Genomic DNA, 23,258 nt, shown 5'->3' on the forward strand with positions numbered 1-23,258 from the left:
AACACATGGATTTCGCACTGACCGAAGAGCAGGAACAGTTTGCCGAGGCGATCCGGCGCTTCCTGATGACCGAGATGACGCCGGAACTGACGCGCGAGCTGTGGGCGACCGAGACCGGCCGCTCCGATGCGCTGTGGCGGCAACTGGCCGACCAGGGCATGACCGCCGTGATGGTGCCGGCGGAGCAGGGCGGGCTCGGGCTGGGCGAGCTCGAATGGGCGCCGCTGGCGCAGGCGTGCGGCTATTTCGCGTTGCCGGAGCCGCTGCTCGACACCGCGTTGGTGGCGGCCGGCCTGCTGCGCGACGCACTCGCCGCAGCGCCCGACGCCGCAACGCGCGAGCGCTGCGCTGTGCTGCTGGCACGCATTGCCGCCGGCGACGCGCGCGTGGCGGTGGCGCATCCGCAGCAGCGGCTGGTGGCTGACGCGCATGTCGCCGACGCCATCCTGTGCGCGCATGAAGGCGCCGTGCACCTGCTGCGGCCGGACCAGGCCGCGCTGAGCGCGCGCACCGGCCTGGATCCGTCGCGCCGGCTGTTCGAACTGGCGTGGACGCCGAGCGCCGAGACCGGGCTGGTTCCGGCGGCGGCCGGCGCAGGCCTGTTGGACGCGGCGCTGAACCGTGGCGCGCTGGGCGTGGCGGCGCAGCAGCTGGGCCTGACCCAGCGCATGCTCGACCTGGCGATCGACTACAGCGCGCAGCGCAAGCAGTTCGGCAAGGCCATCGGCGCCTACCAGGCGGTCAAGCACCTGCTGGCCGACGTGGCGATCCAGCTGGAGTTCGCCAAGCCGGTGCTGCTGCGCGCCGCTGCCGCATTGGCGCATGACCTGCCGCATGCGGGGCTGCATGTCTCGCATGCCCGCGTCGCCGCGGCGCGCTGCGCGTGGAGCGCGGCGCGCCAGGCGATCCAGGTGCATGGCGCGATGGGCTACACCTGGGAGCTGGACCTGCAGATCTTCACCAAGCGCGCCTGGGCCCTGGCGGGAAGCTGGGGCGACCGCGCCTTCCACAAGGCACGCCTGGGCGCGCACATCCTGGACGGCGAGCACGCGATCGGCGCCGGCGCCACCTTTGCCTGAATTGCCCGATCCCGAGGAGACCAAGACCATGAAACAAGCCTATATCGTTGATGCCCTGCGCACGCCCACCGGGCGCCGCAAGGGCGGACTGTCGCACCTGCACGGCGCCGACCTGGGCGGCTTCGTGCTCGCCGAGCTGGTGCGCCGCAACGGCATTCCCGCCGAGGACTATGACGACGTGGTGTTCGGCTGCGTCGACACCATCGGCCCGCTGGCCGGCAATATCGCCCGCAGCGCGTGGCTGGCGGCCGGCCTGCCGCTGACGGTGCCGGGCGTGACGGTGGACCGCCAGTGCGGCTCGTCGCAGCAGGCCGTGCACTTCGCCGCGCAGGCGGTGATGAGCGGCACCCAGGACGTGGTGATCGCTGGCGGCGTGCAGACCATGACGCAGATCCCGATCTCGTCGGCCATGCTGGCCGGGCAGGCGCTCGGCTTTGCCGACCCGTTCTCCGGCAGCAGGGGCTGGCAGGCGCGCTTCGGCGATGCGCCGGTGTCGCAGTTCCACGCGGCGCAGCGCATTGCCGAGCACTGGAAGCTGTCGCGCGAGGCCATGGAGGCCTATGCGCTGGAGAGCCACCAGCGCGCGGCCGCGGCGATCGAGGGCGGCCGCTTCGCGCGCGAGATCGTGCCGTGCGAAGGCGTGACCCGGGACGAAACCCCGCGTCCCGATACCACGCTGGCCAGGATGGCCGCACTCGAACCGCTGATGCCGGGCAGTTCGCTGACCGCTGCGGTGTCGAGCCAGACCGCCGATGCCGCCGCCGCGCTGCTGATCGTTTCCGAGGACGCGCTCAAGCGCTACGGCCTCACGCCGCGCGCGCGCATCGCGCATATGAGCGTGCTGGGCGACGACCCGCTGTGGATGCTGACCGCGCCGATCCCGGCAACGAAGCGCGCGCTGGAACGCAGCGGCCTGCGCCCGGCCGATATCGACGTGGTCGAGATCAACGAGGCCTTTGCCTCGGTGGCGATGGCGTGGCTGGCCGAGACCGGCTACGCGCCCGCGCGCACCAACCCCAACGGCGGCGCCATCGCGCTGGGCCACCCGCTGGGTGCCACCGGCGCGCGCCTGATGACCACGCTGCTGCACGAACTGGAGCGCACCGGTGGCCGCTATGGCCTGCAGACCATGTGCGAAGGCGGCGGGCTGGCCAACGTCACCATCATCGAACGGTTGTAAGGAGCACATCATGGGCATTTGCGACGGACGCACCGTCATCATCACCGGCGCCGGCGGCGGGCTCGGCCGCGCCTATGCGCTGGCCTTCGGCGCCGAGGGCGCCAACGTGGTAGTCAACGACATCCGGCGCGAGGCGGCCGAGGCGGTCTGCGCGGAAATCCGCGCCGCCGGCGGCAGCGCACTGGCCAGCGATGACGACATCACGCAACTGGCCACCGCGCAGCGCATCGTCGATGCCGCGGTCGCGGCCTTCGGCGAGGTCCACGTGCTGGTCAACAACGCCGGCATCTGCCGCGACCGCATGTTCGTCAGCCTGACCGAGTCGGACTGGGACGAGGTCATGCGCGTGCACCTGCGCGGCCACTTCTGCCTGGCCAACCTGCTGGCGCGGCGCTGGCGCGATGCCGCCAAGGCCGGCCGCGCAGTCGACGCGCGCATCATCAACACCAGCTCCGGCGCGGGCCTGCAGGGCTCGGTCGGGCAGTCCAACTATGCCGCCGCCAAGGCCGGCATTGCCGCGCTGACGCTGGTGCAGGCCGCCGAGCTGGGCCGCTACGGCATCACCGCAAACGCGCTGGCGCCGGCCGCGCGCACCGGCATGACCGAGCAGGTGTTCGCCGACATGATGAAGGCGCCGGCAGGCGGCTTCGACTACTACGACCCGGCCAACGTCGCGCCGCTGGTGGTGTGGCTGGGCAGCGCGGATTCCGCGCGGGTCAACGGGCGCATGTTCGAGGCGGCCGGCGGCATGGTGTCGGTGGCCGATGGCTGGCGCACCGGGCCGAAGGCCGACAAGGGCGGGCGCTGGCAGCCGGCCGAAGTGGGCGCGGCGGTGGCGGGGCTGCTGGCCCAGGCGCAGCCGCCCCAGGCGGTGTACGGCAGCTGAGCGCGACGGCCATGGATTTCTCCCTCTCAGTCGAACACCAGATGGTCCGCGACAGCGCGCGCGACTACCTCGCCGCGCATAGCGATTCCGCGGCGGTGCGGCGCGTGACCGAGGCGGGGCCGGCGCACGACGAGGCCCTGTGGCACGCGATCGCGGGCGAGCTCGGCTGGTGCGGCATCGCGCTGCCCGAGGCCGTCGGCGGCGCCGGACTGGGTGCGCCCGGGCTGGTGCTGCTGCAGGAGCAACTGGGCCAGCGCCTGGCTTGCGTGCCGTTCTGGTCGAGCGCTTGCGTGGCGGCGCCGTGGCTGCAGGGCAGTGTCGGCCACAGCGGGCCGTGGCTGGAGCGGCTGGCCACGGGCGAGTGCCGCGCCGCGGCGGTGTTGCCGGACGATGGCGGCTGGCACTACGACGGCGTCCCGATCACTGCGCGGGCCGGCGCGGATTGCTTCGTGCTGAGCGGCAGCGCCGCCCACGTGGCCGATGCCGCCGGCGCCGACTGGCTGCTGGTGCCGACCCGGCTCGACGACGGCGCGCCCGCACTGTTCCTGCTCGAGCCCGCGGCGCTGGCGCAGGATGCGCGCTTCGCGCTGGCGCCGCTGGACACGCTCGACCGCACGCGGCCCTTGGCGTCGCTGCGGCTCGACGGCCTCGCGCTTGCCGCGAGCGCCTGCCTGGCGCGCGGCGACGCCGCGGCGCAGGGCCTGGCCCAGGCCTGGTGGCACGGCAAGCTGATGCTGGCGGCCGAGCAGCTCGGCGCGGCCCAGCAATGCCTGGACCTGACCGTTGCCTATGCCTCGGAGCGCATCCAGTTCGGCCGCGCCATCGGCTCGTTCCAGGCGGTCAAGCACCGCTGCGCGCAGATGATGGTGCTGGTCGAGGCCGCGCGCTCGGCGGTTTACGGCGCGGCGCAGGCGTGGGAGGCGGCCGGCATGCCCGACGCGCGCCTCGAGATCTGTGCCGCTGCCATCGCCGCCGACGACGCCCTGCGTTTCTGCGCACAGGAAGCCATCCAGCTGCACGGCGGGGTCGGCTTCACCTGGGAATACGACCCCCAGCTCTATTTCAAGCGCGCGCAGGCCGCCGGCCAGTGGCTGGGCGGTGCCGGTGCCGCGCTTGCCTACATTGCCGCCAACGGCCCGCAGGCATGGAGGACAGCATGAAAGCGAATGAAGAGTCGGCCTTCCGCGCCGAGGTGGCGCAGTGGCTGGCCGAAAACCTGGCCGGCGAATTCGAATGCCTGAAACACCGTGGCGGCCCCGGCGATGAAGAAGCCTATCCCGAGTTGCGCAAGGCGTGGGAGCGGCACCTGGCCGATGGCGGCTGGACCGGCCTGGGCTGGCCGCGCGCGCATGGCGGGCGCGAACTGCCGGTGATGCAGCAGGTGATCTTCCACGAGGAATATGCGCGCGCGGGCGGGCCGGGCCGCATGGGCCATATCGGCGAGGGCCTGATCGGGCCGACCCTGATCGCCTTTGGCAGCGAGGACCAGAAGGCGCGGCTGCTGCCCGGCATCCGCAACGGCACCACGTTCTGGTGCCAGGGCTATTCCGAACCCGGCGCGGGCTCGGACCTGGCCAATGTGCGCACGCGCGCGGTGCGCGATGCCGCCAGCGGCGACTGGCTGGTCAGCGGGCAGAAGGTATGGACCTCGCTCGCGCATGAATCCGACTGGATCTTCGTGCTGGCGCGCTGCGAGCCGGGTTCGCGCGGCAGCAAGGGCCTGATCTTCCTGATGCTGCCGCTGGACCAGCCCGGCATCGAGATCCGCCCGATCCGGCAGATGGGCGGGGGCGCCGAATTCAACGAGGTCTTTTTCGACGGCGCGCGCGCCGCGGCCGCCGACGTGCTGGGGCAGCCCGGCGACGGCTGGCGCATCGCCATGGCGCTGCTCGGCTTCGAGCGCGGGATCTCCACGCTGGGCCAGCAGATGCAGTTCACGCATGAGCTGGAATGGGTGGCGCAGGCCGCGCGCGACAACGGCAGCAGCCGCGACGCGCTGGTGCGCCAGCGCATCGCGCGCGCCTGGGCCGGGCTGCGCGTGATGCGCGCCAATGCGCTGCGCATGCTGGCCGGTGCGGCGCAGGCAGGCCAGGATGGCGGCACTGCGCTGCAGCGCGAGGCGCTGATCTACAAGTACTACTGGTCCAACTGGCACCGCGACCTGGGGCAACTGGCGCTGGACGTGCTGGGCCCGCTCGCCAACGTGCTGGACCCCGCCGGGACAGGCGATGTGCGCCGCACGCGGCTGCAGCAGATGGCGCTGTTCTCGCGCGCCGACACCATCTACGCCGGCACCAACGAAATCCAGCTCAACATCATCGCCGAACGCGGGCTGGGCATGCCGCGCGAGGCAAGAGGACAGGCATGACCCTTCACGCAGAAACCCCCAGCGCTCCGGCCTATGTGCCGGGCCATCAACTGCTCGCCGGCAAGAGCGTGCTGATCACCGCGGCCGCCGGCGCCGGCATCGGCTTTGCCGCCGCGCGCCGCTGTGCGGAGGAGGGCTGCCGCGTGCTGATGATTTCCGATGTCCATCCCAAGCGGCTGGACGAAGCGGTCGAGCGCCTGCGCGCCGAAACCGGGCTGCAGGCCATCCATGGCCGGTTGTGCGATGTGTCCGACGAAGCGCAGGTGCGCGCGCTGGTGGCCGCGGCGGAACAGGCACTCGGCGGCACCGATGTGCTGATCAACAACGCCGGCCTCGGCGGCTCGCGCCGCCTAGTTGATATGGACGATGCCGAGTGGTCGCGCGTCATCGATATTTCCCTCACCGGCACCTTCCGCATGACGCGCGCGATGCTGCCGCACATGCAGGCGCGCCGGCGCGGCGCCATCGTCAACAACGCGTCGGTGCTGGGCTGGCGGGCGCAGAAGGAGCAGTCGCACTATGCCGCGGCCAAGGCCGGGGTGATGGCGCTGACGCGCTGCAGCGCGATGGAGGCCGCCGAGTTTGGCGTACGCATCAACGCGGTGGCACCGAGCATCGCTCTGCACGACTTCCTGAAGAAGTCGGCGCCGGCGGACCTGCTGCGGCAGCTGAGCGAGCGCGAGGCCTTCGGACGTGCGGCGGAGGTGTGGGAGGTGGCCAATGTGATGGTGTTTTTGGCCAGCGATTATGCGTCGTACATGACGGGGGAAGTATTGCCGGTGAGTAGTCAGCGGGCTTGAGGGCCAGCGATATGCGAATGCGCTGGCGCTTGCCACCACCCCTCGCATTCGCTCCCCTCTCCCGCAGGCGGGAGAGGGGAGCAAGCAAGCGAGACGGGCGCCTTGTCGGCAAGTCGGAACCGACAGGGTGAGAAATCAAAGGAAACAGCAATGCCAAGAATCTTCCGCTGCGCCGAAGACATCCACGCCGCCGTCGGCCACCACCTCGGCGCCAGCCCGTGGACCCGAATCACCCAGCAGCAGGTCGACCAGTTCGCCCATGCCACCGGCGACCACCAGTGGCTGCACGTCGATCCGGAGCGCGCCGCGCAGGGCCCCTACGGCGGCTGCATCGCGCACGGCTACCTGACGCTGGCGCTGGTCAACCAGTTCCTGCCGGAGCTGGTTGCCGTCGAGGGCATGAAGTTCGGCGTCAACTACGGCTGCGACAAGGTCCGCTTCCCGGCGCCGGTGCGCGTGGGCGCGCGCGTGCGCGGCGTGGGCGAGGTGGTTCGCGCCGAGACCCTGGATGGCGGCGTGCAGTCGGTGGTGCGCATGACCGTCGAGATCGAAGGCGAGCCCAAGCCCGCCTGCGTGGCTGAAACCATCAGCCGCTACTACTTCTGAACAGGAACACACAGCATGAAAGACGCAGTCATCGTCGCGGTCGCGCGCACTCCCATCGGCAAGGCCTTCCGTGGCGCCTTCAACGATACCGAAGCCCCGGTGCTGGGCGGCCACGTGGCGCGCGCGGTGGTGGAGCGCGCCGGCGTGGATCCGGCCGAGGTCGACGATGTGCTGATCGGCGCGGCCGCGCAGCAGGGGACCCAGGGCTACAACCTGGGCCGCCTGTGCGCGGTGGCGGCGGGCCTGCCCGACAGCGTGCCGGGCATGACCATCGACCGCATGTGCGGCTCGGGCCTGATGACGATCGCGGCGGGCGCGCGCGCGATCCAGTGCGGCGAGGCCGACATCATCGTCGCCGGCGGCGCGGAGTCGATCTCGCTGACGCAGAACAAGCACAAGAACAGCTATCGCGCCCAGTCCGAAGCGGTGCTGGCGCGCCAGCCGGCGGCCTATATGGCGATGATCGAGACCGCCGAGGTGGTGGCGCGCCGCTACGGCATCAGCCGAGGCGAGCAGGACGCCTATGCCTGGCGCAGCCAGCAGCGCACCGCCGAGGCGCAGCGGCGCGGCGCCTTCGACGACGAGATCGTGCCGCTGGAGACGCGCCGCGCGCTGTTCGACAAGGCCGGCGCGCTGACCGGGCACGAGACCGTGCGCCTGGCGCAGGACGAATGCAACCGGCCCGACACCACCGCCGCCAGCCTGGAAGCGCTCAAGCCGGTCTGGAGCGGCGGCCAGGCCGTGGCCGTGGGCGAGCACATCACCGCGGGCAATGCCTCGCAGCTGTCCGACGGCGCCGCCGCGGTGCTGCTGATGAGCGCCGACGAGGCGCACCGCCGCGGCCTGCGACCGCTCGGGCGCTATCGCGGCATGGCGGTGACGGGCTGCGCGCCGGACGAGATGGGCATCGGCCCGGTGTTCGCGGTGCCGAAGCTGCTGGCGCGCCATGGCATGACGGTGGCGGACGTGGGCCTGTGGGAGCTGAACGAAGCCTTTGCCTGCCAGGTGCTGTATTGCCAGCAGACGCTGGGTATCCCCGATGCGCGGCTGAACGTGAATGGCGGCGCGATCTCGGTCGGGCATCCGTTCGGCATGTCGGGCGCGCGCATGACCGCGCATGCGCTGATCGAAGGCCGGCGCCGCGGCGTGCAGCAGGCGGTGGTGACGATGTGCATTGGTGGGGGCATGGGGGCGGCGGCGCTGTTCGACGTCCTGTAAGAACCGTGTAAGTACCGCTGGTTTTCTCCCTTCTCCCATTTATGGGAGAGGGGCGGGGGAGAGGGCAGAAGTCCCAACGAAGTGATGCGTCGCGATGCTTGCCGGGCGCCTGCCCTCTCCCCCGGCCCCTCTCCCGCTAGCGGGAGAGGGGAGCTAATACTCAGAACCACTCCAAAACGGAGGAGACATCATGAAACGACTGATCGGCATCGCCATGTCGCTGGCCGTGCTCGCCACCGCGGTCTGGGCTTTCGCGCCGCGCCCGCTGCCGGCGTTCCCGGCCACCGCGCTGCGCCCGGACGGCCTGCAGGTCAACGGCATCGCCCGTGCCGGCGAGCGCCTGGTCGCCGTCGGCGAGCGCGGCAAGATCCTGTTCAGCGATGACCTGGGGCGCAGCTGGCGCCCTGCGGCAGTGGACAAGCCGCAAGGCGCCACGCTGACGCAGGTTGCCTTTGCCGACAGCCGCCAGGGCATCGCGGTCGGGCACAGCGGCCAGATCCTGCGCACCGAAGACGGGGGCGCGCACTGGCAGCAGGTTGCCTTCGATCCGGAATCGTCCGATCCACTGCTTGGCGCGCTGGCGCAGGCCAGCGGGCCCTGGTTCGCGGTGGGCAGCTTCGGCCGTTTCCTGGTCTCGCGCGACCAGGGCCGGCACTGGGAAGAGGCCGCCGGCAAGGCCATGCAGGACCGCCACCTCAACGCCATCGCCAGCGACGGGCAGGGGCGGCTGATGCTGGTCGGCGAGGCCGGGCTGGTGCTGCGTTCGACCGACGGCGGCAGCCAGTGGGAGCCGGTCAAGACCCCTTACGAAGGCTCGCTCTACGGCGTGCTGCCGCTGCGCGACGGCGCCTGGCTGGCCTTCGGCATGCGCGGCAACGCCCTGCGCAGCGACGACTTCGGCAGCACCTGGCGCGCGGCGGAGACCGGCCTCAGGACCTCGTTCTTCGGCGGCGCCGAGCTGCCCGATGGCCGCATCGTGCTGGCCGGGCAGGGCGGCGTGCTGGCGATGTCCGCCGACGGCGGGCGCCGCTTCACGGTGCTGCCGGCGGGCAGCCCGCAGACCCTGGCCGCGCTGGCCGCCACCGGCAAGGACACGCTGGCGCTCGGCGGCAATGGCGGCCTGGCCGGCGCCACGCTGGCCGCCAATCACTGAATCCGACCGACCGGACGCGAGAACCATCATGACCCGCCCCCAATCCTCCGGCCGCCTGGGCCGCTTCGTCGATGCCTGCGCCGGCGTGCTGATGCGCCGCCGCCGCCTGCTGCTGTTGCTGTGCCTGGCCGTGACCGTGGCGCTGGGCTGTTCCGCCACGCGCCTGCGGCTCGATCCCGGCTTCAACAAGATGATCCCGCTGCAGCATCCGTACATGCAGGTGTTCACCAGATACGCGAGCACCTTCTCCGGCGCCAATACCGTGCTGGTGAGCCTGCGCTGGAAGGGCGACGGCGACATCTACAACGCGGCCTTCATGGACAAGCTGCGCAATGCCACCGATGCCGTGTTCTTCATCCCCGGCGTGGACCGCTCGCGCGTGTTCTCGCTGTTCACGCCCAACGTGCGCTACACCGAGGTCACCGAAGCCGGCTTCCGCGGCGACGTGGTGGTGCCAGGGCGCTTTTCCGGCGCGCCCGACGAACTCGACAAGGTGCGGCGCAACGTGGCCCGTTCCGGCCAGATCGGCCGGCTGGTCAGCAATGACCTGAAGTCCGCGCTGATCCGCGCGGAACTGCGCGAGACCGACCCGGCCACCGGCAAGACCATCGACTACGGCTCGGTGGCGCGCCAGCTGGAGAAGATCCGCGCGCAGTTCGGCGGCACCGACGTCGAAGTCAATATCGTCGGCTTCGCCAAGCTGGTGGGCGATGTCGAGGACGGCATCGCCGGGGTGATGGGCTTCTTCGCGCTGGCGTTCGCCGTCACCGCGCTGCTGCTTTGGCTGTACACGCGCTCGCTGCGCATCACCGCGCTGGCGCTGGTGGTGGCGCTGCTGCCGGTGGCCTGGCTGCTGGGGCTGCTGCCGCTGCTCGGCTACGGCATCGACCCGATGTCGATCCTGGTGCCGTTCCTGATTTTCTCGATCGGGGTCTCGCATGCGGTGCAGATGACCAATGCCTGGAAGCAGGAAGTGGCGCAGGGCCACGGCCCCCTCGACAGCGCCAGCGCGGCCTTCCGCAAGCTGTTCATCCCGGGCACCGTGGCGCTGCTGACCAATGCGCTGGGCTTCATGGTGATCATGCGCATCGAGATCGATATCGTGCGCGAACTCGGCATCACCGCCTGCCTGGGCGTGCTGCTGATGATCGTGACCAACAAGGTGTTCCTGCCGATCCTGCTGTCGTACACGCGCCTGGAGCCGTCGGCGCTGGCGCGCTCGCGGGCGGCGCGCGGCGCCGGCCACGGCGGCATCTGGCACAGGTTCGGCGCACTGGCGCGGCCGGCGCCCGCGCTGGGCGTGTTCGTCGCGGCGCTGGCGCTGCTGGCTTTCGGCGCGATCGAATCGCGCGGCCTGAAGATCGGCGATGTCGGCACCGGCGCGCCGGAGCTGCGCGCGGACTCGCGCTATAACCGCGACAGCGCCAGCATCGTCAGCCAGTACAACATCGGCTCGGACGCGCTCACGGTGGTGGTCGAGCCCACCGGCTTCGACGACGGCTGCCTGCACTACCCGGTGATGAGCGCGGTGGAGCGCTTCGAGATGCATATGCGCGGCGTGTCCGGCGTGCAGTCGGTGGTCAGCGTGTCGTCGCTGGCCAAGGTGGTGATCGGCGCCTACAACGAGGGCAACCCGCGCTGGGAGGCGCTGCCGCGCAACAGCGCCGGCCTGAGCCAGGGCGCCAAGGCCTTCGACCCGGACAACGGCATGAACACGCCGAACTGCCAGGCGATCCAGGTGCTGATCTACACCGCCAACCACGAAGGCGCGACCATCGCCCATATCATCCGCGAGATCCGCCGCTTCAATGCCACCGACAAGACCGCCAACGTGGCCTTCCGCCTGGCGGGCGGCAATATCGGCGTGATGGCGGCGACCAACGAGGCGGTGGAAGAGGCCGAGGTGGCGATGCTGCTGGCGATCTTCGGCGCGATCACGCTGCTGTGCCTGCTGACCTTCCGCTCGTGGCGCGCGGTGCTGTGCATCATCGTGCCGCTGACGCTGGTGTCGGTGCTGTGCAATGCGCTGATGGCGCGCCTGGGCATCGGGCTGAAGGTTTCGACGCTGCCGGTCATCACGCTGGGCGTGGGCGTGGGCGTGGACTACGGCATCTACCTGTACGAGCGCATCCAGCACCAGATCCGCGAGGAAGGGCAGGCGTTGTCGCAGGCCTTTGCCGAGGCCATGCGCCAGCGCGGCTCGGCGGCGCTGTTCACCGCCCTGACGATGTGCATCGGCGTCGGCACGTGGGCCTTTGCCGCGCTCAAGTTCCAGGCCGACATGGGCATCCTGCTGGCGTTCATGTTCCTGGTGAACCTGTTCGGCGCGGTGTCGCTGCTGCCGGCGCTGGCGGCGTGGCTGGGTGTGGAGCAGGAGGAGCGCGCCCGCGCGCGCGGCCCGGCGGCCAGGCCAGCCGGGCCTGCGCCTGGCGGCGAGGCGGGCCCGGTGACGCCTGGCCTGAAGTCCGATGCAATCTGAACCCCGGGCCTGAACCCCGCCACCGGAGAGACCGCATGCCCGAGATCCAGACCACCGCCGCGCCGGCGTTCTCGCCGCTTCGCCTGGGCCCGCTGACGCTGCGCAACCGCTTTATCAAGGCCGGCGCCAATGAAGGCATGACGCCGCACGGCCTGCCGACCCGGGCGCTGGTCGAGCATCATCGCGAGCTCGCGGCCGGCGGCGTCGGCATGACCACGGTGGCCTACGCGGCGGTTGCCGACGACGGACTGACCTTCGCGCACCAGCTCTGCATGCGCGCGGAGCAGGTGCCGCACCTGCGCGTGCTGACCGACGCGGTCCATCGCGAAGGCGCGGCAGCCTGCCTGCAGATCACCCACGCGGGCTCGTTCACCACCATGCGCCACGGCGGAAGCCGCGCGCCCGTCAGTGCCTCGTCGGGTCTCAATGCCTTCGGCATGATGCATGGCGTGTATTTCCAGCGCGCCATGCGCGCGCCGGACATGGACCGCGTGGCCGGCCAGTTTGCCGCGGCGGCGCGGCTGGCGCGCGAAGCCGGCTTCGACGCGGTCGAAATCCACATGGGCCATGGCTATCTGCTCAACCAGTTCCTGTCGCCGCTGAGCAACCGCCGGCGCGATGCCTTCGGCGGCAGCGTGGAGAACCGGACCCGCTTTCCGGCCGCGGTGCTGCGCCAGGTGAAGGATGCCGTCGGCGCCGAACTTGCGGTGTGCTGCAAGCTCAGCGTCAGCGACGCCGTGGCGGGCGGCAACCAGCCAGAGGACTCGGCGCTGACCGCGCGTTTGCTGGAAGCGGAAGGCGCGGATTTGCTGACCCTCAGCGGCGGGCGCAACGTGGAAAGCCCGTGGGCGCTGTTCGGCAGCCCGATGCCGACCGCGCAGATGAAGGCCGCCGCACCGACCGCACTGGCGCGCCTGGGCATCACCATGCTCGAGAAACGCACCCCGCGCGACCTGGCCTTCCGCGAACTGTATTTCCTGGAAGCCTCGCGCGTGGTGCGCCAGGCGGTGCGGATGCCGCTGGCCTATGTCGGTGGCGTCAAGTCGCTCGACAACGTCGCGCAGCTGATGGGGGAGGGCTTCGACGCCGTGGCCCTGGCGCGCGCGCTGATCCACGACCCGGCGCTGGTCGCCGGCTGGCGCGACGGCGCGCTGCAACGGTCGGCTTGCGACAGCTGCAACGGCTGCGTGGCGCGCATCTACGACCCCGCCGGGGTCAGCTGCGTGCATGGCCGGGGCAACGACCCGGCGCTGACCCGCATGGTTGCGCTGCAGTAGTCCGATGGGACGATGAGGCCCGGGCTGGACGCCCCTATCTTGAAGGTCCCACGGGATTTCAAGGAGACAGACGCCATGAGCGTACAAGGCTACAAGATCGAATCGCGCCCGCCCGAGGCCCGCTACGCGCGCGGCTGGCATTGCCTGGGCCTGGCCGAAAGCTACCGCGACGGCAAGCCGCACACGCTGGACATCTTCGGCAGGCGCCTGGCGGCATTTGCCGACTCGACCGGCGCCATCCGCGTGATCGACGGCCACTGTCCGCACATGGGCGCCGACCTCAGTACCGGCACCGTGCAGGGCGACAACCTGGTGTGCCCGTTCCACGGCTGGCAGTGGGGCGGCGATGGCGGCTGCAAGTCGATCCCCTACTGCAAGCGGGTGCCGCCGAAGGCGCGCATCGGTGCCTGGGAAACCTGCGAGCAGAACCACCTGCTGTTCATCTGGCACGACCCCGAGGGCCGGCCGGCCCCGCCCGAAGTCGCGATTCCGCGCATCGACGCGTGCTTCTCGGAGGAGTGGTCCGACTGGGCCATGGACGAGATGGTGATCCGCACCAACTGCCGCGAGCTGGTCGACAACATCTCCGACATGGCGCATTTCGGCGTGGTCCATGGCGCCCCGGTCGACTACTTCGCCAACCTGTTCGAGAACCACAAGGCCACCCAGCTGATGATCGGGCGCAGCGCCAGGCTGTCGGGCGACTCCCGGCTGACGGCACTGTCCACATACTTCGGTCCGGCCTACCACATCACCGACATGAGCGGCCGCATGGGCGACCAGGAAATCCATTCGGTGCTGCTGAACTGCCATGTGCCGATCGACCTGAACAGTTTCGTGCTGCGCTACGGCGTGCTGGTCAAGAAGGTGCCCGGGCTGTCCGATGAAAAGAACCGTGCCATGGCGCAAGCCTATGTCGACCAGGCCCGCGCCGCGTTCTACGAGGACGTGGCGATCTGGGACAGCAAGATCCGCATCGACAACCCGCTGCTGTGCGAAGGCGATGGGCCGATGTACCAGATGCGGGAGTGGTATCAGCAGTTCTACACGGATGTGGAGCAGGTGAAGCCCGGCAGCGTGGCGCGGCGCGTGGTCGAGCTCAATCCGGGGCATATCGAGCCGCCGGTGCTGCGGCACGTGTTTGAAGGGTGAGGCTGGCGGTCTTTTGGCCGGATGACTTGCTACCTGGCCGGGCGGCAAGCGGGCAGGGATTTGTGCGCCGGCCTTCGTGGATGCGCCGGTCCTCTCCCCCGACCCTCTCCCGCGCGCTGTATGGACCGGGGACATGGGTAACACATGTGCCAGGACATGGGTAACAGTCCAGTCTCCAGTTTAATCGGCCTGCTGTAGGTCTATTGTGGCGACCTTTTGATGGCAGAAGTAGACGTCAAAGGTGCCGTCCAGATCCACGCGAGGGCGCAGCGCTACGGGCGTTCCGACCAAGGCTCGTCCGACCCGGAACGTCTTTCCTCGGAAGCAGATGCGCCCGCCGTCGCCTACCTTTCGCACGATGTCATTGCTGCCGTACTCGATGGGCGGGAGTTCGCGCGGCATCGCCCGTGGGCTAGGCGCATAGCGGCTTGCGGGGGTCTCCATATCCAGCGCGTGGTGGGGGCGCTTGAAGTTGTACACGTGGCGCCAATGGCTGAAGTGATGCTGGGCATCGTCCAGATCCCGGAAACGCTGGTTGGCCAACAGCTCAGCCTGCATGGTTCGATGGAAGCGCTCGTCCTTACCGTTGGTCTGAGGATGGCCAGGTCGGCTATGACTGAGCCGCACGCCCAGGCGAATCAGCCACGCGCCCAGCGTGGTTAATGCTCGGGGCACAGGAGAACCCCAGGGCGGGCCGTTGTCTGCATTGATCCGTTCGGGCAGCCCATAGCGCGCAAAAGCCATCTCTAACGCTTCCTGTACGGATTCAAACTGTTCGTTGCCCAAGGCCTTGAGCAGCACATTGAACCGGGAGTGATCGTCCAAGACCGTGAGCGGGTGGCACCTCTGCGTGTCGGTAGCGAAGTGGCCTTTGAAGTCAATTTGCCATGGTCCATACAGCGCGCGGGAGAGGGCGGGGGTGAGGGCCAGCGTATCCACGAAGGGGCGCCCCAGGAGCCATGCACGCGCTGTTGCTCCAGAACCGAGGCTGCCAAACTAACTCGAAGTCCCGAACACGCTTCACGGCGAGGATGCGTTTCGGTGATTGGCTATTGGCTGGCCGGTCAGGCTAGGGCAGGATGCTGCGTCCGTATGGGAAGGCGAGATGTCATATCGCGTCACACGCCGTGGCGCGGGAGACTGAGGCTGTCATCGAACAACGGTGACCGAGTGTGGAAACTCGAAGCCTTACCCCCGGGCAATCGCTGTTGCGGTTGCCCGCGTCCGCATACGCGCGCACCCACCTCCATGGCGGGCCGGGCGAGGCAGCCAACAGGCTGACCGGGATTGGGGTAAGTACCCGGTTTCCACCCTCGTCGTCAGGCCCGCCGCCCTCCATTAGCGTCGTGCGGTGGACCTTCACGCAACGATAGGAGGTCCTATGTCGGAAATCGATCTATCCTCGGCGCGGTACAGTCTTTTGGCTGTGGCAGCCGGTATTGACGGGGTGCTTGCCTTGCTGGAACAGCAGAGCGAATGGTGGGAAGGGGGCTTTGGCGCGTTTTGCTTGCTGGGGTTGGTGAAGGCGCAGTTGGAGCGGGTGTTGGAGACGGAGTTGCCGGCTTCTTAATGTGGGCCGCATTGAAATCGAAGAGAACCCAAAAAAAGGGCGCCCCAAAAGGAGCGCCTCCATCCCGTCACGATCCAATCATGTCCCCGACCCGCGCGCCGCGTCGGGAGAGAAAAACGCCTCGTTGAACTCCGGGCTGTTGTTCAGCTTGGCCATCGGCCCTTCGTTGGTCAGGCGGTCGGCCAGGTAGGCGCCGGAGATCAGGTCATGGTAGAAGACCGTGGCCGCGGAGAAGCGGCGCGCATCGTAGGCATAGACCAGCGCCTGCAGGTTGGTGCGCCACAGCTGGCCGCGGCCGTCGTAGTTGTCGGCGGCAACCGATTGCCAGGTATCTTCGTCGAGATACAGCACGCGCTTCGCATACTGGTGGCGGAAGCCGGATTTCAGCGTTGCCTCCAGGATCCATACCCGATGCAGCTCATAGCGCATGACCTCCGGATTGGCGTGGCCGTTGGTCAGCAGGTCCTTGTACTTGACCGAGGCGCTCATCAGCTTGTACGTGTGGTAAGGGACGTAGAACTCCTTCTTGCCGACGATCTTCCAGTTGTAGCGCTCGCCGGATCCGTTGAACAGGCGGTCGTCGTCCACCGTGCGGAAGCCGCCGGGGCCCTGGGGCTGGTCGAAGCCGAATTCCGGCGCCTGGCGCACGCGCCGGGTGCCCGGGTTGTAGATCCACGTACGGTTGGTGTCCGAGCCTTCCTGGTCCCAAACGGCATAGCCGACGATCACCTGGCCGCGGTCACGCAAGGGCAGGTCGGTGGCGGTGCGGAAGAAGGTGCGCTCGTTGAGCGGGTTGTTGGGCTCGAACTTGCCGCTGTTTCGCGGCGAAAAGATGTTGTACGAGACGCGTCCCCATGCGATCGAGCCGTTCGGATAGACCACGGCCTGGTCGTACTGCGCCTTCTCGGTGCCGATGGCCGCCGAGAAGCGCTGGTTCCACAGCAGTTCCATGGCGGTCTTCGGGATCGGGTAGGGAACCTGGGGGCCGGCGTCCTTCAAGCCGTTGCCATCGCTTGTCATGCTGACGGTGGTGGCGTAGGTGCGGATGTCCTTGTAGGCGCCGTCCTCGAAGCGGAAGTCGCGATGGCTGGGGTACACCGGCATCTTGAAGGTGTCGGGGTACTTCTTGAACAGCGCTTTCTGGCCTTCGGTCAACCGCTCGGCATACTGCGCCATGTTCTGCGCGGTGATGACGAACAGCGGCTTCTCGTCGGCATACGGGTCCGGATAGCGGTCGCCGCGCTGATACTTGACGTGGGGCGGCGCACCCAGCCACTTTCCGCTCCACGCCGGCACATCGCCGTCCTTGCTGGCGGCGCGCTCGGCGCCCATCGGCGTGAGGTTGCCGTCAAGCTGCTTGAGTTCTTCCGGGGTGACCTTCGCCCACGATGCCGCGGCCAGTGCCATGCTGGTCACCAGCAGGCCGCCGCGCAGCAGTCGATGTGTAGTGGATGTCATTGCAGTCTCGCTCCTAGGGAATGGCCGGCGACGTCCGTGCCTGTGGTCACAGGGTAGTGACCGTGCCGCGGCCGGGAATCGTTGGAACGGACTAGTGGATTTCCCCTAGGCGGGGGAGCTGGCAACAAAAAGGCCGGGCAAGTGCCCGGCCTCAGGAGTTCTGTCCGATGGTCGTGTGTCGCGGGCTTGCTCCCCTCTCCCATAAATGGGAGAGGGAAGACAACAATCGGCCTTGGTCAGGTTCAAGCCTCCATCACTTCCCCAAAACGCTGCAGATGGTAGTCGCTGTCGCCCAGCAGCTGGTCCAGCATGGTCAGGCGCTTGAAGTAGTCGCCCACCGACAGCTCGTCGGTCATGCCCATGCCGCCGTGCAGCTGCACCGCCTGCTGGCCGACAAAGCGGCCGGCGCGGGCCACCGTCACCTTGGCGGCCGACAGCATGCGGCGGCGCGCGGCGGGGTCGGTTTCATCCAGCGCCTGCGCGGCGACGTAGGCCATCGACAGCGCCAGTTCCTTCTGCACCAGCATGTCGGCCATGCGGTGCTGCAGCGCCTGGAAGCTGGCCAGCGGCTTGCCGAACTGCTGGCGCGTGCCCAGGTACTCGCCGGTGATCTGGATCAGTTTTTCCATCGCGCCCGCGCCCTCGGCGCACAGCGCGGCGATGCCGTGCTCCAGGCCGACGCCGAGCGCCGCCAGGCCGTCGGCGGGCTGGCCCACCAGCGCGCTGGCCGGCACGGTGACGTTCTGCAGCGACAGGTCGGCGGCGCGCAGGCCGTCGATGGTGGGGTAGGCGGTCACACCCAGGCCCTTGCTGTCGCGCGGCACCAGGTACAGCGCGATCTCGTTGCTGCCCGATACCCGCGCCGTCAGCAGGTAGGCGTCGGCGGCGGCGCCGTGCCAGACCACGCTCTTGGTGCCGCTGATCACATAGCCGTCGCCGCTGCGCTCGGCGCTGGCGCGGGCCGATTCCGGGCGGTAGCGCGTGGTCGGCTCCAGGTAGGCCAGCGTGACGATGCGCTCGCCCGAGGCGATCGCGGGCAGCCATTCCTGCTTCTGCGCGTCGCTGCCGTGGGCCGACAGGATGGCGGCGGCCATCACGCCGCTGGGCGTGACCGGCTCCAGCACCAGGCCGCGGCCCAGCTCGCGCTGCACCACCAGCTGGCTGGCCGGGCCTTCGCCGAAGCCGCCGAAGTCGGCCGGCACGGTCAGGCCCAGCACGCCCATTTCGGCCAGCTTGTTCCACACGTCGCGGTCCAGGCTCTCGCCCTGGCGCGCGCTCTTGCGGCGGGCCTCGAAGGTGTATTCGGTATCGATGAAGCGACGCAGGCTGTCCGCCAGCATCTGTTGCTCTTCGCTGTAGGTGAAGTCCATGTCAGCTATCCCTTCAGAAACCCAGGATCATCTTGGAGATGATGTTCTTCTGCACTTCGGTCGCGCCGCCGTAGATCGAGGTCTTGCGCATGTCGTAGTACGTGGAGGCGGCGGGGGCGGCCCACTCGGGGCCGGACACCGGCTGCGTCGCGCCGGGCTCGAGCCAGTCGGGCGAATACGGCCAGGCGTTGGGGCCAGCGACTTCCATCATCAGCATGGCCAGGTCCTGCTGCACCTCGGAGCCGCGGATCTTGACGATCGACGCTTCCGGCCCAGGCGTGCCGGCGGCCTGCGTGGCAACGCGCAGCAGCAGCATTTCCAGCGCCATGATGTCCATCTCGACGTGCGCGATCTTGTCGCGCATGCGCACGTCTTCGATCAGCGGGCGGCCGGCGCCGTCGGTGGTCTGGCTGGCGTAGTGCTTGAGCTGGCGCAGCTCGCGGTGGCAGTGGCCGATGCCGGCAATGCCGGTGCGCTCGTGGCCGAGCAGGTACTTGGCATAGGTCCAGGCGCGGTTCTCTTCGCCGACGAGGTTCTCGACCGGCACTTCGACGTCCTCGAACCAGGTCTCGTTGACGTCATGGCCGCCGTCGAGCGTGGTGATCGGGCGCACCGTCACGCCCGGCGACTTCATGTCGATCAGCAGCATCGAGATGCCTTCCTGCGCCTTGGCCTCGGGATCCGTGCGCACCAGGCAGAAGATCCAGTCGGCAAAGTGGGCCATCGTGGTCCAGGTCTTCTGGCCGTTGACGATGTACTTGTCGCCCTTGCGTACCGCGCGCGTCTTCAGCGAGGCCAGGTCGGAACCCGAGCCCGGCTCGGAGTAGCCCTGGCACCAGAAGTCTTCCACGCCCGGGATGCGCGGCAGGAAGCGCTGCTGCATCGCGGGGCTGGCGTACTTCATCAGCACCGGGCCGATCATGGTCAGGCCGAACGGCAGCAGGCGCGGCGCGCCGGCACGGAAGGTCTCGATCTCGAAGATCAGGCGCTGCAGCGCGGTCCAGCCGGTGCCGCCCCACTGCTTCGGCCAGGTCGGTGCGCCCCAGCCCTGCGCCTGCAGGATGCGGTGCCAGCGGACGTAGTCGTCCTTCTCCACGCGCTGGTGGTTGAGCACCTTGTTGCGGATGTCTTCCGGCAGTTTGGCCTGCACGAAAGCGCGGACCTCCTCGCGGAAGGCCTGTTCCTCGGCGGTGAAACGCAAATCCATCTGAATGTCCCCTGTGGTACGCGGGCCGCGCGACGCTGCTGCGCTGAATGCTGGTGCCGCGTGGTTGTGCAGCGCGCCATCGCGCCAGCCCTTGCTGTGCCGGCCGATTGTATTGGCCGCCCGTGATTCGTTGCTTTATCAATACTGAAGGTGTCCTTCGCTCGGGTGGAACCAACGGCGCCCGGCAGCGCCTGCCATGGCGCGATGGGGCCGCCCCCGGCGTGGACGAACACGACCTTAGTGAATTCCAAATGGCTGTGGCGCAGGGCTTGCCGCAAACTGATGCAGCCAGTTTCATGTGGCCGGGTGCATTCCGCCGCATATCCGACTCAGCTCGCATTCGAGAGATCCACCAGCACCATGTCTTCCTTCCGCCCCGCATTCATCCACGAGATCCCCGCCCACTGGGCCGCGCAGACGCCGCAGGCCCCTTGCCTGTACGAGAACGGCGCCGTCATCAGCTACGGCGAGCTGTGGCGGCGCATCGAAGCGGCCCGCGACTGGCTGGCGCAGCAGGGCGTGGGCGAGGGCGACCGCGTCATGGTGGTCGGCGAGAACTGCAACGAGATGGTGGTGACGCTGTTCGCCTGCAGCCTGCTGCATGCCTGGCCGATCAATGTCAACGCGCGCCTGTCCGCGCGCGAGATCGACAATATCCGCGACCACGCGCAGCCGGCGCTGGTGCTGTTCACCGGCCATGTTTCCGACGTGGCCGCGGCGCACGGCGAGCGGCTGGGCGCGCAGGCCACCGGCTGCGCGGTCTATGACGATGGCATGCGGGTCGCGCGCGCGGCCAGCGCACCGAAGCGCGAACCTGCCGAACTGGCCCGCCGCGTCGCCACGCTGATCTATACCTCCGGCACCACTGGCGCGCCCAAGGGCGTGATGGTGCCGCACGCCGGGCTGACCCAGTTCGCGCGCATCTCCGCCACTTCGCGCGACCTGGGTCCGGCCGACGTGGCCTACGGCGCGCTGCCGATGTCGCATATCTTCGGCATTGCCACGGTGCTGATGGCCACGCTGTACGGCGGCGCCAGCCTGTTCCTGCGCCCGCGCTTCGACGCCAATGAAGTGTTCGAGGCCCTGGCTGCGCCCGGCGTCACCATCCTGCAGGGCGTGCCGACCATGTTCACGCGCATCATGGCGGTGGCGCCCGCGCTGGGCGCGAAGCCCGGCGCCTATCCGCGCCTGCGCTACCTCTATACCGGCGGCGCGCCGCTCGATCCCACGCTCAAGCGCGACGTCGAGACGCTGTTCGGCCAGCCGCTGCACCACGGCTACGGCATCACCGAATATGCCGGCTCGCTCTTCATCACGCGCATGGACGCGCCGCGCGGCGATTGCTCGGCGGGCTATATCGTCGAAGGCGTGGAGATCGTCATCACCGATGCCGAAGGCAAGCCGCTGCCCGCCGGCGAACGCGGCCAGATCCGCGTGCGCGGCCCGGGCGTAATGGTCGGTTACTACCGCAATCCCGAACAGACGGCCGAGGCGCTGCTGCCCGGCGGCTGGCTCAATACCGGCGACCTCGGCTATCTCGACGCCGACGGCGCGCTGTTTATTTCCGGCCGTTCCAAGGACCTGATCATCCGTTCCGGCTTCAACGTGTATCCGATCGAAGTGGAGTCGGTGATCAACGCCTTTGCCGGCGTGCGCCAGTCCGCCGTGGTGGGGCGCACCACGGCTGATGGCAACGAAGAGGTAGTGGCCTTCATCGAGCTGCAGGAAGGCGCCGAGCTGGACCGCAAGGCGCTCGACACCTACCTGCGCGAAAGCCTGGCGCCGTACAAGCGTCCGGCCGAAGTCCGCACTGTCGACGTGATTCCGACCACGGCGAGCGGCAAGCTGCTCAAGCAGCCGCTGCGCGCCATGCTCGACTGAAGCCCCCGGGGCGCGAGGCCCCGGGGCACTAAAGCCATCCTGGAGGAGAACACCAATGAAAACATGGAAGACGCTGGCGGCGCTGACTGCCACGCTGCTGCTGCAAGGCGCGGCATGGGCCACCGATGCCTATCCGTCGCGCCCGGTCAAGCTGCTGGTGGGCTACGCGCCCGGCGGCCCGGTCGACACCGCCGCGCGCATCTACGCCGAGCAGCTGGGCCGCGTGCTCAAGCAGCCGGTGGTGGTCGACAACCGCGCCGGCGCCAGCGGCGCGATCGCCGCCGACATGACCGCCAAGGCGGCCCCGGACGGCTACACGCTGTACTTCGTCGCCAGTCCCACCATGACCATGACCCCGCTGATCCAGCACTCGGTCAACTTCAATCCGGTCAAGGACTTCACCTACATCGGCCTGATCACCGACTACACCAACGTGCTGCTGGTGAACAAGGACTTCCCGGCAAAGAACGTCGGCGAGCTGGTCGCCTACGCGCGCAAGAACCCCGAGGGCGTGTCGTTCGGCTCGGCCGGCGTGGGGGCGTCCAACCACCTGTCGGCGGAATTGCTGGCGCAGATGAACAACGTGAAGATGCTGCACGTGCCGTACAAGGGCAACGCGCCGGCGATGGCCGACGTGATGAGCGGCAAGGTCACCTTCATGTTCGATATCACCGGCACCGCCATCGGCCATATCAACGGCGGCAAGGTGCGCGCGCTGGCGGTCACGTCGAAGACCCGCAACCCGGCGCTGCCCAACGTGCCGACCATGATCGAGTCGGGGCAGAAGGACTATGACCTGACCGGCTGGTATGCACTGGTGGGACCGCAGAAGCTGCCGGCCGATGTGGTCGACAAGCTGGTCAAGGCGCAGAAGGCGGTGGGGGAGGATGCTGCCTTCCGGCAACGGATGACCGCGGGGGGTTATGACGTCAATATCAGTACGCCCAAGGCCCTTGGGGACCGGATTCAGCGGGAGCTGGCGTTGTGGGGTGGGGTGGTGAAGAAGGCGGGGATACAGGCGGATTGAGCGCTTGTGGATGTTGCGGAAAAGCCGGCGAAACGCCGGCTTTTTCGTTTTCGGAGACGGTTGCGGGCTACGCAGCTTGCCCGTGATTACGCAAGAGACAATTGTCGTGACGCTGTCACGACAATTGATTGGTCGCATTTCGTAGCGCTGCTGCCGCTGAAAGCAGTGGCAATAGCGATAGCCTTCACTTCGTTGATACTCCCGCCCTCTCCCTAACCCTCTCCCGCAAGCGGGAGAGGGAGTACGCAAGCGGGAGTTGGAAAGTCGGAGCAAATGAATGCGCTGAGAGCTTGCTTGTCGTCGCCGGGTTTGCGCCCCTCTCCCGCTTGCGGGAGAGGGGCGGGGGAGAGGGCCGGCGGTGGCAATAGCGACGCCCTTCACTTCGTTGACGCTCCGGCCCTCTCCCCAACCCTCTCCCGCAAGCGGGAGAGGGAGTACGCAAGTGGCAGTTTGAAAGCCGGGGCAAATGAACGTACTGAGAGTTTGCTTGCCGTCGCCGGTTTGCTCCCCTCTCCCGCTTGCGGGAGAGGGGCGGGGGAGAGGGCCG

18 protein-coding genes and 1 pseudogene are annotated in these 23,258 nt (G+C 68.7%); 15 read left to right on the forward strand and 4 right to left on the reverse strand.

Features of this window, described 5'->3' with window-relative positions; all coding sequences use genetic code 11:
* The first annotated feature begins 5 nt into the window (after positions 1 to 5).
* The 12 genes from CBM2586_RS19665 (at position 6) to CBM2586_RS19720 (ending at position 14,198) form a co-directional block, all read left to right on the forward strand.
* Positions 6 to 1,079 carry an acyl-CoA dehydrogenase family protein gene (locus tag CBM2586_RS19665; protein ID WP_115665311.1) on the forward strand — a complete coding sequence of 358 codons (1,074 nt, stop codon included), beginning with the start codon at positions 6 to 8 and terminating at the stop codon, positions 1,077 to 1,079.
* Positions 1,080 to 1,107: 28 nt separating this feature from the next.
* The gene (locus CBM2586_RS19670) at positions 1,108 to 2,259 is read left to right on the forward strand and encodes an acetyl-CoA C-acetyltransferase (protein ID WP_115689333.1); all 1,152 of its coding nucleotides are present in this window, start codon (positions 1,108 to 1,110) and stop codon (positions 2,257 to 2,259) included.
* Between the two features lie 10 nt (positions 2,260 to 2,269).
* The gene (locus CBM2586_RS19675) at positions 2,270 to 3,145 is read left to right on the forward strand and encodes an SDR family oxidoreductase (protein WP_115665310.1); all 876 of its coding nucleotides are present in this window, start codon (positions 2,270 to 2,272) and stop codon (positions 3,143 to 3,145) included.
* A gap of 11 nt (positions 3,146 to 3,156) precedes the next feature.
* Positions 3,157 to 4,305 carry an acyl-CoA dehydrogenase family protein gene (locus CBM2586_RS19680; RefSeq protein ID WP_115689335.1) on the forward strand — a complete coding sequence of 383 codons (1,149 nt, stop codon included), beginning with the start codon at positions 3,157 to 3,159 and terminating at the stop codon, positions 4,303 to 4,305.
* A complete protein-coding gene (locus tag CBM2586_RS19685; RefSeq protein ID WP_115689337.1) occupies positions 4,302 to 5,513 on the forward strand; it encodes an acyl-CoA dehydrogenase family protein in 1,212 nt (403 codons plus the stop codon). The genes CBM2586_RS19680 and CBM2586_RS19685 overlap by 4 nt, the downstream gene beginning before the upstream one ends.
* Positions 5,510 to 6,313: an SDR family oxidoreductase gene (locus CBM2586_RS19690; RefSeq protein WP_115665307.1), complete on the forward strand. Its 804-nt coding sequence runs from the start codon at positions 5,510 to 5,512 to the stop codon at positions 6,311 to 6,313. Before CBM2586_RS19685 ends, CBM2586_RS19690 begins: the two co-directional genes overlap by 4 nt.
* A gap of 150 nt (positions 6,314 to 6,463) precedes the next feature.
* On the forward strand, positions 6,464 to 6,919 hold the full coding sequence (locus CBM2586_RS19695) for a MaoC family dehydratase (protein WP_115689339.1): 456 nt from the start codon (positions 6,464 to 6,466) through the stop codon (positions 6,917 to 6,919).
* A gap of 15 nt (positions 6,920 to 6,934) precedes the next feature.
* Positions 6,935 to 8,137, forward strand: coding sequence for an acetyl-CoA C-acyltransferase (locus CBM2586_RS19700; RefSeq protein WP_115689341.1), 1,203 nt, complete (start codon positions 6,935 to 6,937; stop codon positions 8,135 to 8,137).
* Between the two features lie 190 nt (positions 8,138 to 8,327).
* Positions 8,328 to 9,290 (forward strand): WD40/YVTN/BNR-like repeat-containing protein, encoded by a 963-nt coding sequence (locus CBM2586_RS19705; protein ID WP_115689343.1) that lies wholly within the window; start codon positions 8,328 to 8,330, stop codon positions 9,288 to 9,290.
* A 28-nt stretch (positions 9,291 to 9,318) separates the two neighbouring features.
* Positions 9,319 to 11,769 (forward strand): efflux RND transporter permease subunit, encoded by a 2,451-nt coding sequence (locus CBM2586_RS19710; protein WP_115689345.1) that lies wholly within the window; start codon positions 9,319 to 9,321, stop codon positions 11,767 to 11,769.
* 35 nt (positions 11,770 to 11,804) lie between these two features.
* The gene (locus tag CBM2586_RS19715; RefSeq protein WP_115689347.1) at positions 11,805 to 13,046 is read left to right on the forward strand and encodes an NADH:flavin oxidoreductase; all 1,242 of its coding nucleotides are present in this window, start codon (positions 11,805 to 11,807) and stop codon (positions 13,044 to 13,046) included.
* Positions 13,047 to 13,121: 75 nt separating this feature from the next.
* Positions 13,122 to 14,198: a Rieske 2Fe-2S domain-containing protein gene (locus tag CBM2586_RS19720; RefSeq protein WP_115689349.1), complete on the forward strand. Its 1,077-nt coding sequence runs from the start codon at positions 13,122 to 13,124 to the stop codon at positions 14,196 to 14,198.
* A 180-nt stretch (positions 14,199 to 14,378) separates the two neighbouring features.
* On the opposite strand, the pseudogene CBM2586_RS19725 reads toward CBM2586_RS19720, so the two are convergent.
* Positions 14,379 to 15,086 (reverse strand): annotated as a pseudogene (locus CBM2586_RS19725) (integrase core domain-containing protein); the annotation flags it as partial.
* Between the two features lie 493 nt (positions 15,087 to 15,579).
* On the opposite strand from CBM2586_RS19725, the gene CBM2586_RS19730 reads away from it, so the two are divergent.
* On the forward strand, positions 15,580 to 15,768 hold the full coding sequence (locus CBM2586_RS19730; protein ID WP_115665300.1) for a DUF1484 family protein: 189 nt from the start codon (positions 15,580 to 15,582) through the stop codon (positions 15,766 to 15,768).
* Positions 15,769 to 15,846: 78 nt separating this feature from the next.
* Here CBM2586_RS19730 and CBM2586_RS19735 read toward each other — a convergent pair whose 3' ends face one another.
* The 3 genes from CBM2586_RS19735 to CBM2586_RS19745 all read right to left on the reverse strand — a co-directional run bounded on the left by CBM2586_RS19735 (position 15,847) and on the right by CBM2586_RS19745 (position 19,803).
* Positions 15,847 to 17,226, reverse strand: coding sequence for a DUF1329 domain-containing protein (locus CBM2586_RS19735; RefSeq protein WP_115665299.1), 1,380 nt, complete (start codon positions 17,224 to 17,226; stop codon positions 15,847 to 15,849).
* Between the two features lie 242 nt (positions 17,227 to 17,468).
* A complete protein-coding gene (locus tag CBM2586_RS19740; protein WP_115665298.1) occupies positions 17,469 to 18,596 on the reverse strand; it encodes an acyl-CoA dehydrogenase family protein in 1,128 nt (375 codons plus the stop codon).
* Positions 18,597 to 18,609: 13 nt separating this feature from the next.
* Positions 18,610 to 19,803 carry an acyl-CoA dehydrogenase family protein gene (locus CBM2586_RS19745; RefSeq protein WP_115689351.1) on the reverse strand — a complete coding sequence of 398 codons (1,194 nt, stop codon included), beginning with the start codon at positions 19,801 to 19,803 and terminating at the stop codon, positions 18,610 to 18,612.
* A gap of 360 nt (positions 19,804 to 20,163) precedes the next feature.
* On the opposite strand from CBM2586_RS19745, the gene CBM2586_RS19750 reads away from it, so the two are divergent.
* Both CBM2586_RS19750 and CBM2586_RS19755 read left to right on the forward strand, forming a co-directional pair.
* Positions 20,164 to 21,684, forward strand: a complete 1,521-nt coding sequence (locus CBM2586_RS19750) for a class I adenylate-forming enzyme family protein (RefSeq protein WP_115689353.1) — start codon at positions 20,164 to 20,166, stop codon at positions 21,682 to 21,684.
* Between the two features lie 55 nt (positions 21,685 to 21,739).
* Entirely contained in the window at positions 21,740 to 22,711 is a 972-nt protein-coding gene (locus CBM2586_RS19755; RefSeq protein ID WP_115665295.1) for a Bug family tripartite tricarboxylate transporter substrate binding protein, read from the forward strand.
* The last annotated feature ends 547 nt before the right edge of the window (positions 22,712 to 23,258 follow it).

The organism is Cupriavidus taiwanensis (assembly GCF_900250115.1).
Taxonomy (GTDB): Bacteria; Pseudomonadota; Gammaproteobacteria; order Burkholderiales; family Burkholderiaceae; genus Cupriavidus; species Cupriavidus taiwanensis_B.

What these genes read in the sequence shown, in the direction of transcription:
- CBM2586_RS19665 (WP_115665311.1), top strand. Translation starts at nt 6, where the DNA reads ATGGATTTCGCACTGACCGAAGAGCAGGAACAGTTTGCCGAGGCGATC.
- CBM2586_RS19670 (WP_115689333.1), top strand. Translation starts at nt 1,108, where the DNA reads ATGAAACAAGCCTATATCGTTGATGCCCTGCGCACGCCCACCGGGCGC.
- CBM2586_RS19675 (WP_115665310.1), top strand. Translation starts at nt 2,270, where the DNA reads ATGGGCATTTGCGACGGACGCACCGTCATCATCACCGGCGCCGGCGGC.
- CBM2586_RS19680 (WP_115689335.1), top strand. Translation starts at nt 3,157, where the DNA reads ATGGATTTCTCCCTCTCAGTCGAACACCAGATGGTCCGCGACAGCGCG.
- CBM2586_RS19685 (WP_115689337.1), top strand. Translation starts at nt 4,302, where the DNA reads ATGAAAGCGAATGAAGAGTCGGCCTTCCGCGCCGAGGTGGCGCAGTGG.
- CBM2586_RS19690 (WP_115665307.1), top strand. Translation starts at nt 5,510, where the DNA reads ATGACCCTTCACGCAGAAACCCCCAGCGCTCCGGCCTATGTGCCGGGC.
- CBM2586_RS19695 (WP_115689339.1), top strand. Translation starts at nt 6,464, where the DNA reads ATGCCAAGAATCTTCCGCTGCGCCGAAGACATCCACGCCGCCGTCGGC.
- CBM2586_RS19700 (WP_115689341.1), top strand. Translation starts at nt 6,935, where the DNA reads ATGAAAGACGCAGTCATCGTCGCGGTCGCGCGCACTCCCATCGGCAAG.
- CBM2586_RS19705 (WP_115689343.1), top strand. Translation starts at nt 8,328, where the DNA reads ATGAAACGACTGATCGGCATCGCCATGTCGCTGGCCGTGCTCGCCACC.
- CBM2586_RS19710 (WP_115689345.1), top strand. Translation starts at nt 9,319, where the DNA reads ATGACCCGCCCCCAATCCTCCGGCCGCCTGGGCCGCTTCGTCGATGCC.
- CBM2586_RS19715 (WP_115689347.1), top strand. Translation starts at nt 11,805, where the DNA reads ATGCCCGAGATCCAGACCACCGCCGCGCCGGCGTTCTCGCCGCTTCGC.
- CBM2586_RS19720 (WP_115689349.1), top strand. Translation starts at nt 13,122, where the DNA reads ATGAGCGTACAAGGCTACAAGATCGAATCGCGCCCGCCCGAGGCCCGC.
- CBM2586_RS19730 (WP_115665300.1), top strand. Translation starts at nt 15,580, where the DNA reads ATGTCGGAAATCGATCTATCCTCGGCGCGGTACAGTCTTTTGGCTGTG.
- CBM2586_RS19735 (WP_115665299.1), bottom strand. Translation starts at nt 17,226, where the DNA reads ATGACATCCACTACACATCGACTGCTGCGCGGCGGCCTGCTGGTGACC.
- CBM2586_RS19740 (WP_115665298.1), bottom strand. Translation starts at nt 18,596, where the DNA reads ATGGACTTCACCTACAGCGAAGAGCAACAGATGCTGGCGGACAGCCTG.
- CBM2586_RS19745 (WP_115689351.1), bottom strand. Translation starts at nt 19,803, where the DNA reads ATGGATTTGCGTTTCACCGCCGAGGAACAGGCCTTCCGCGAGGAGGTC.
- CBM2586_RS19750 (WP_115689353.1), top strand. Translation starts at nt 20,164, where the DNA reads ATGTCTTCCTTCCGCCCCGCATTCATCCACGAGATCCCCGCCCACTGG.
- CBM2586_RS19755 (WP_115665295.1), top strand. Translation starts at nt 21,740, where the DNA reads ATGAAAACATGGAAGACGCTGGCGGCGCTGACTGCCACGCTGCTGCTG.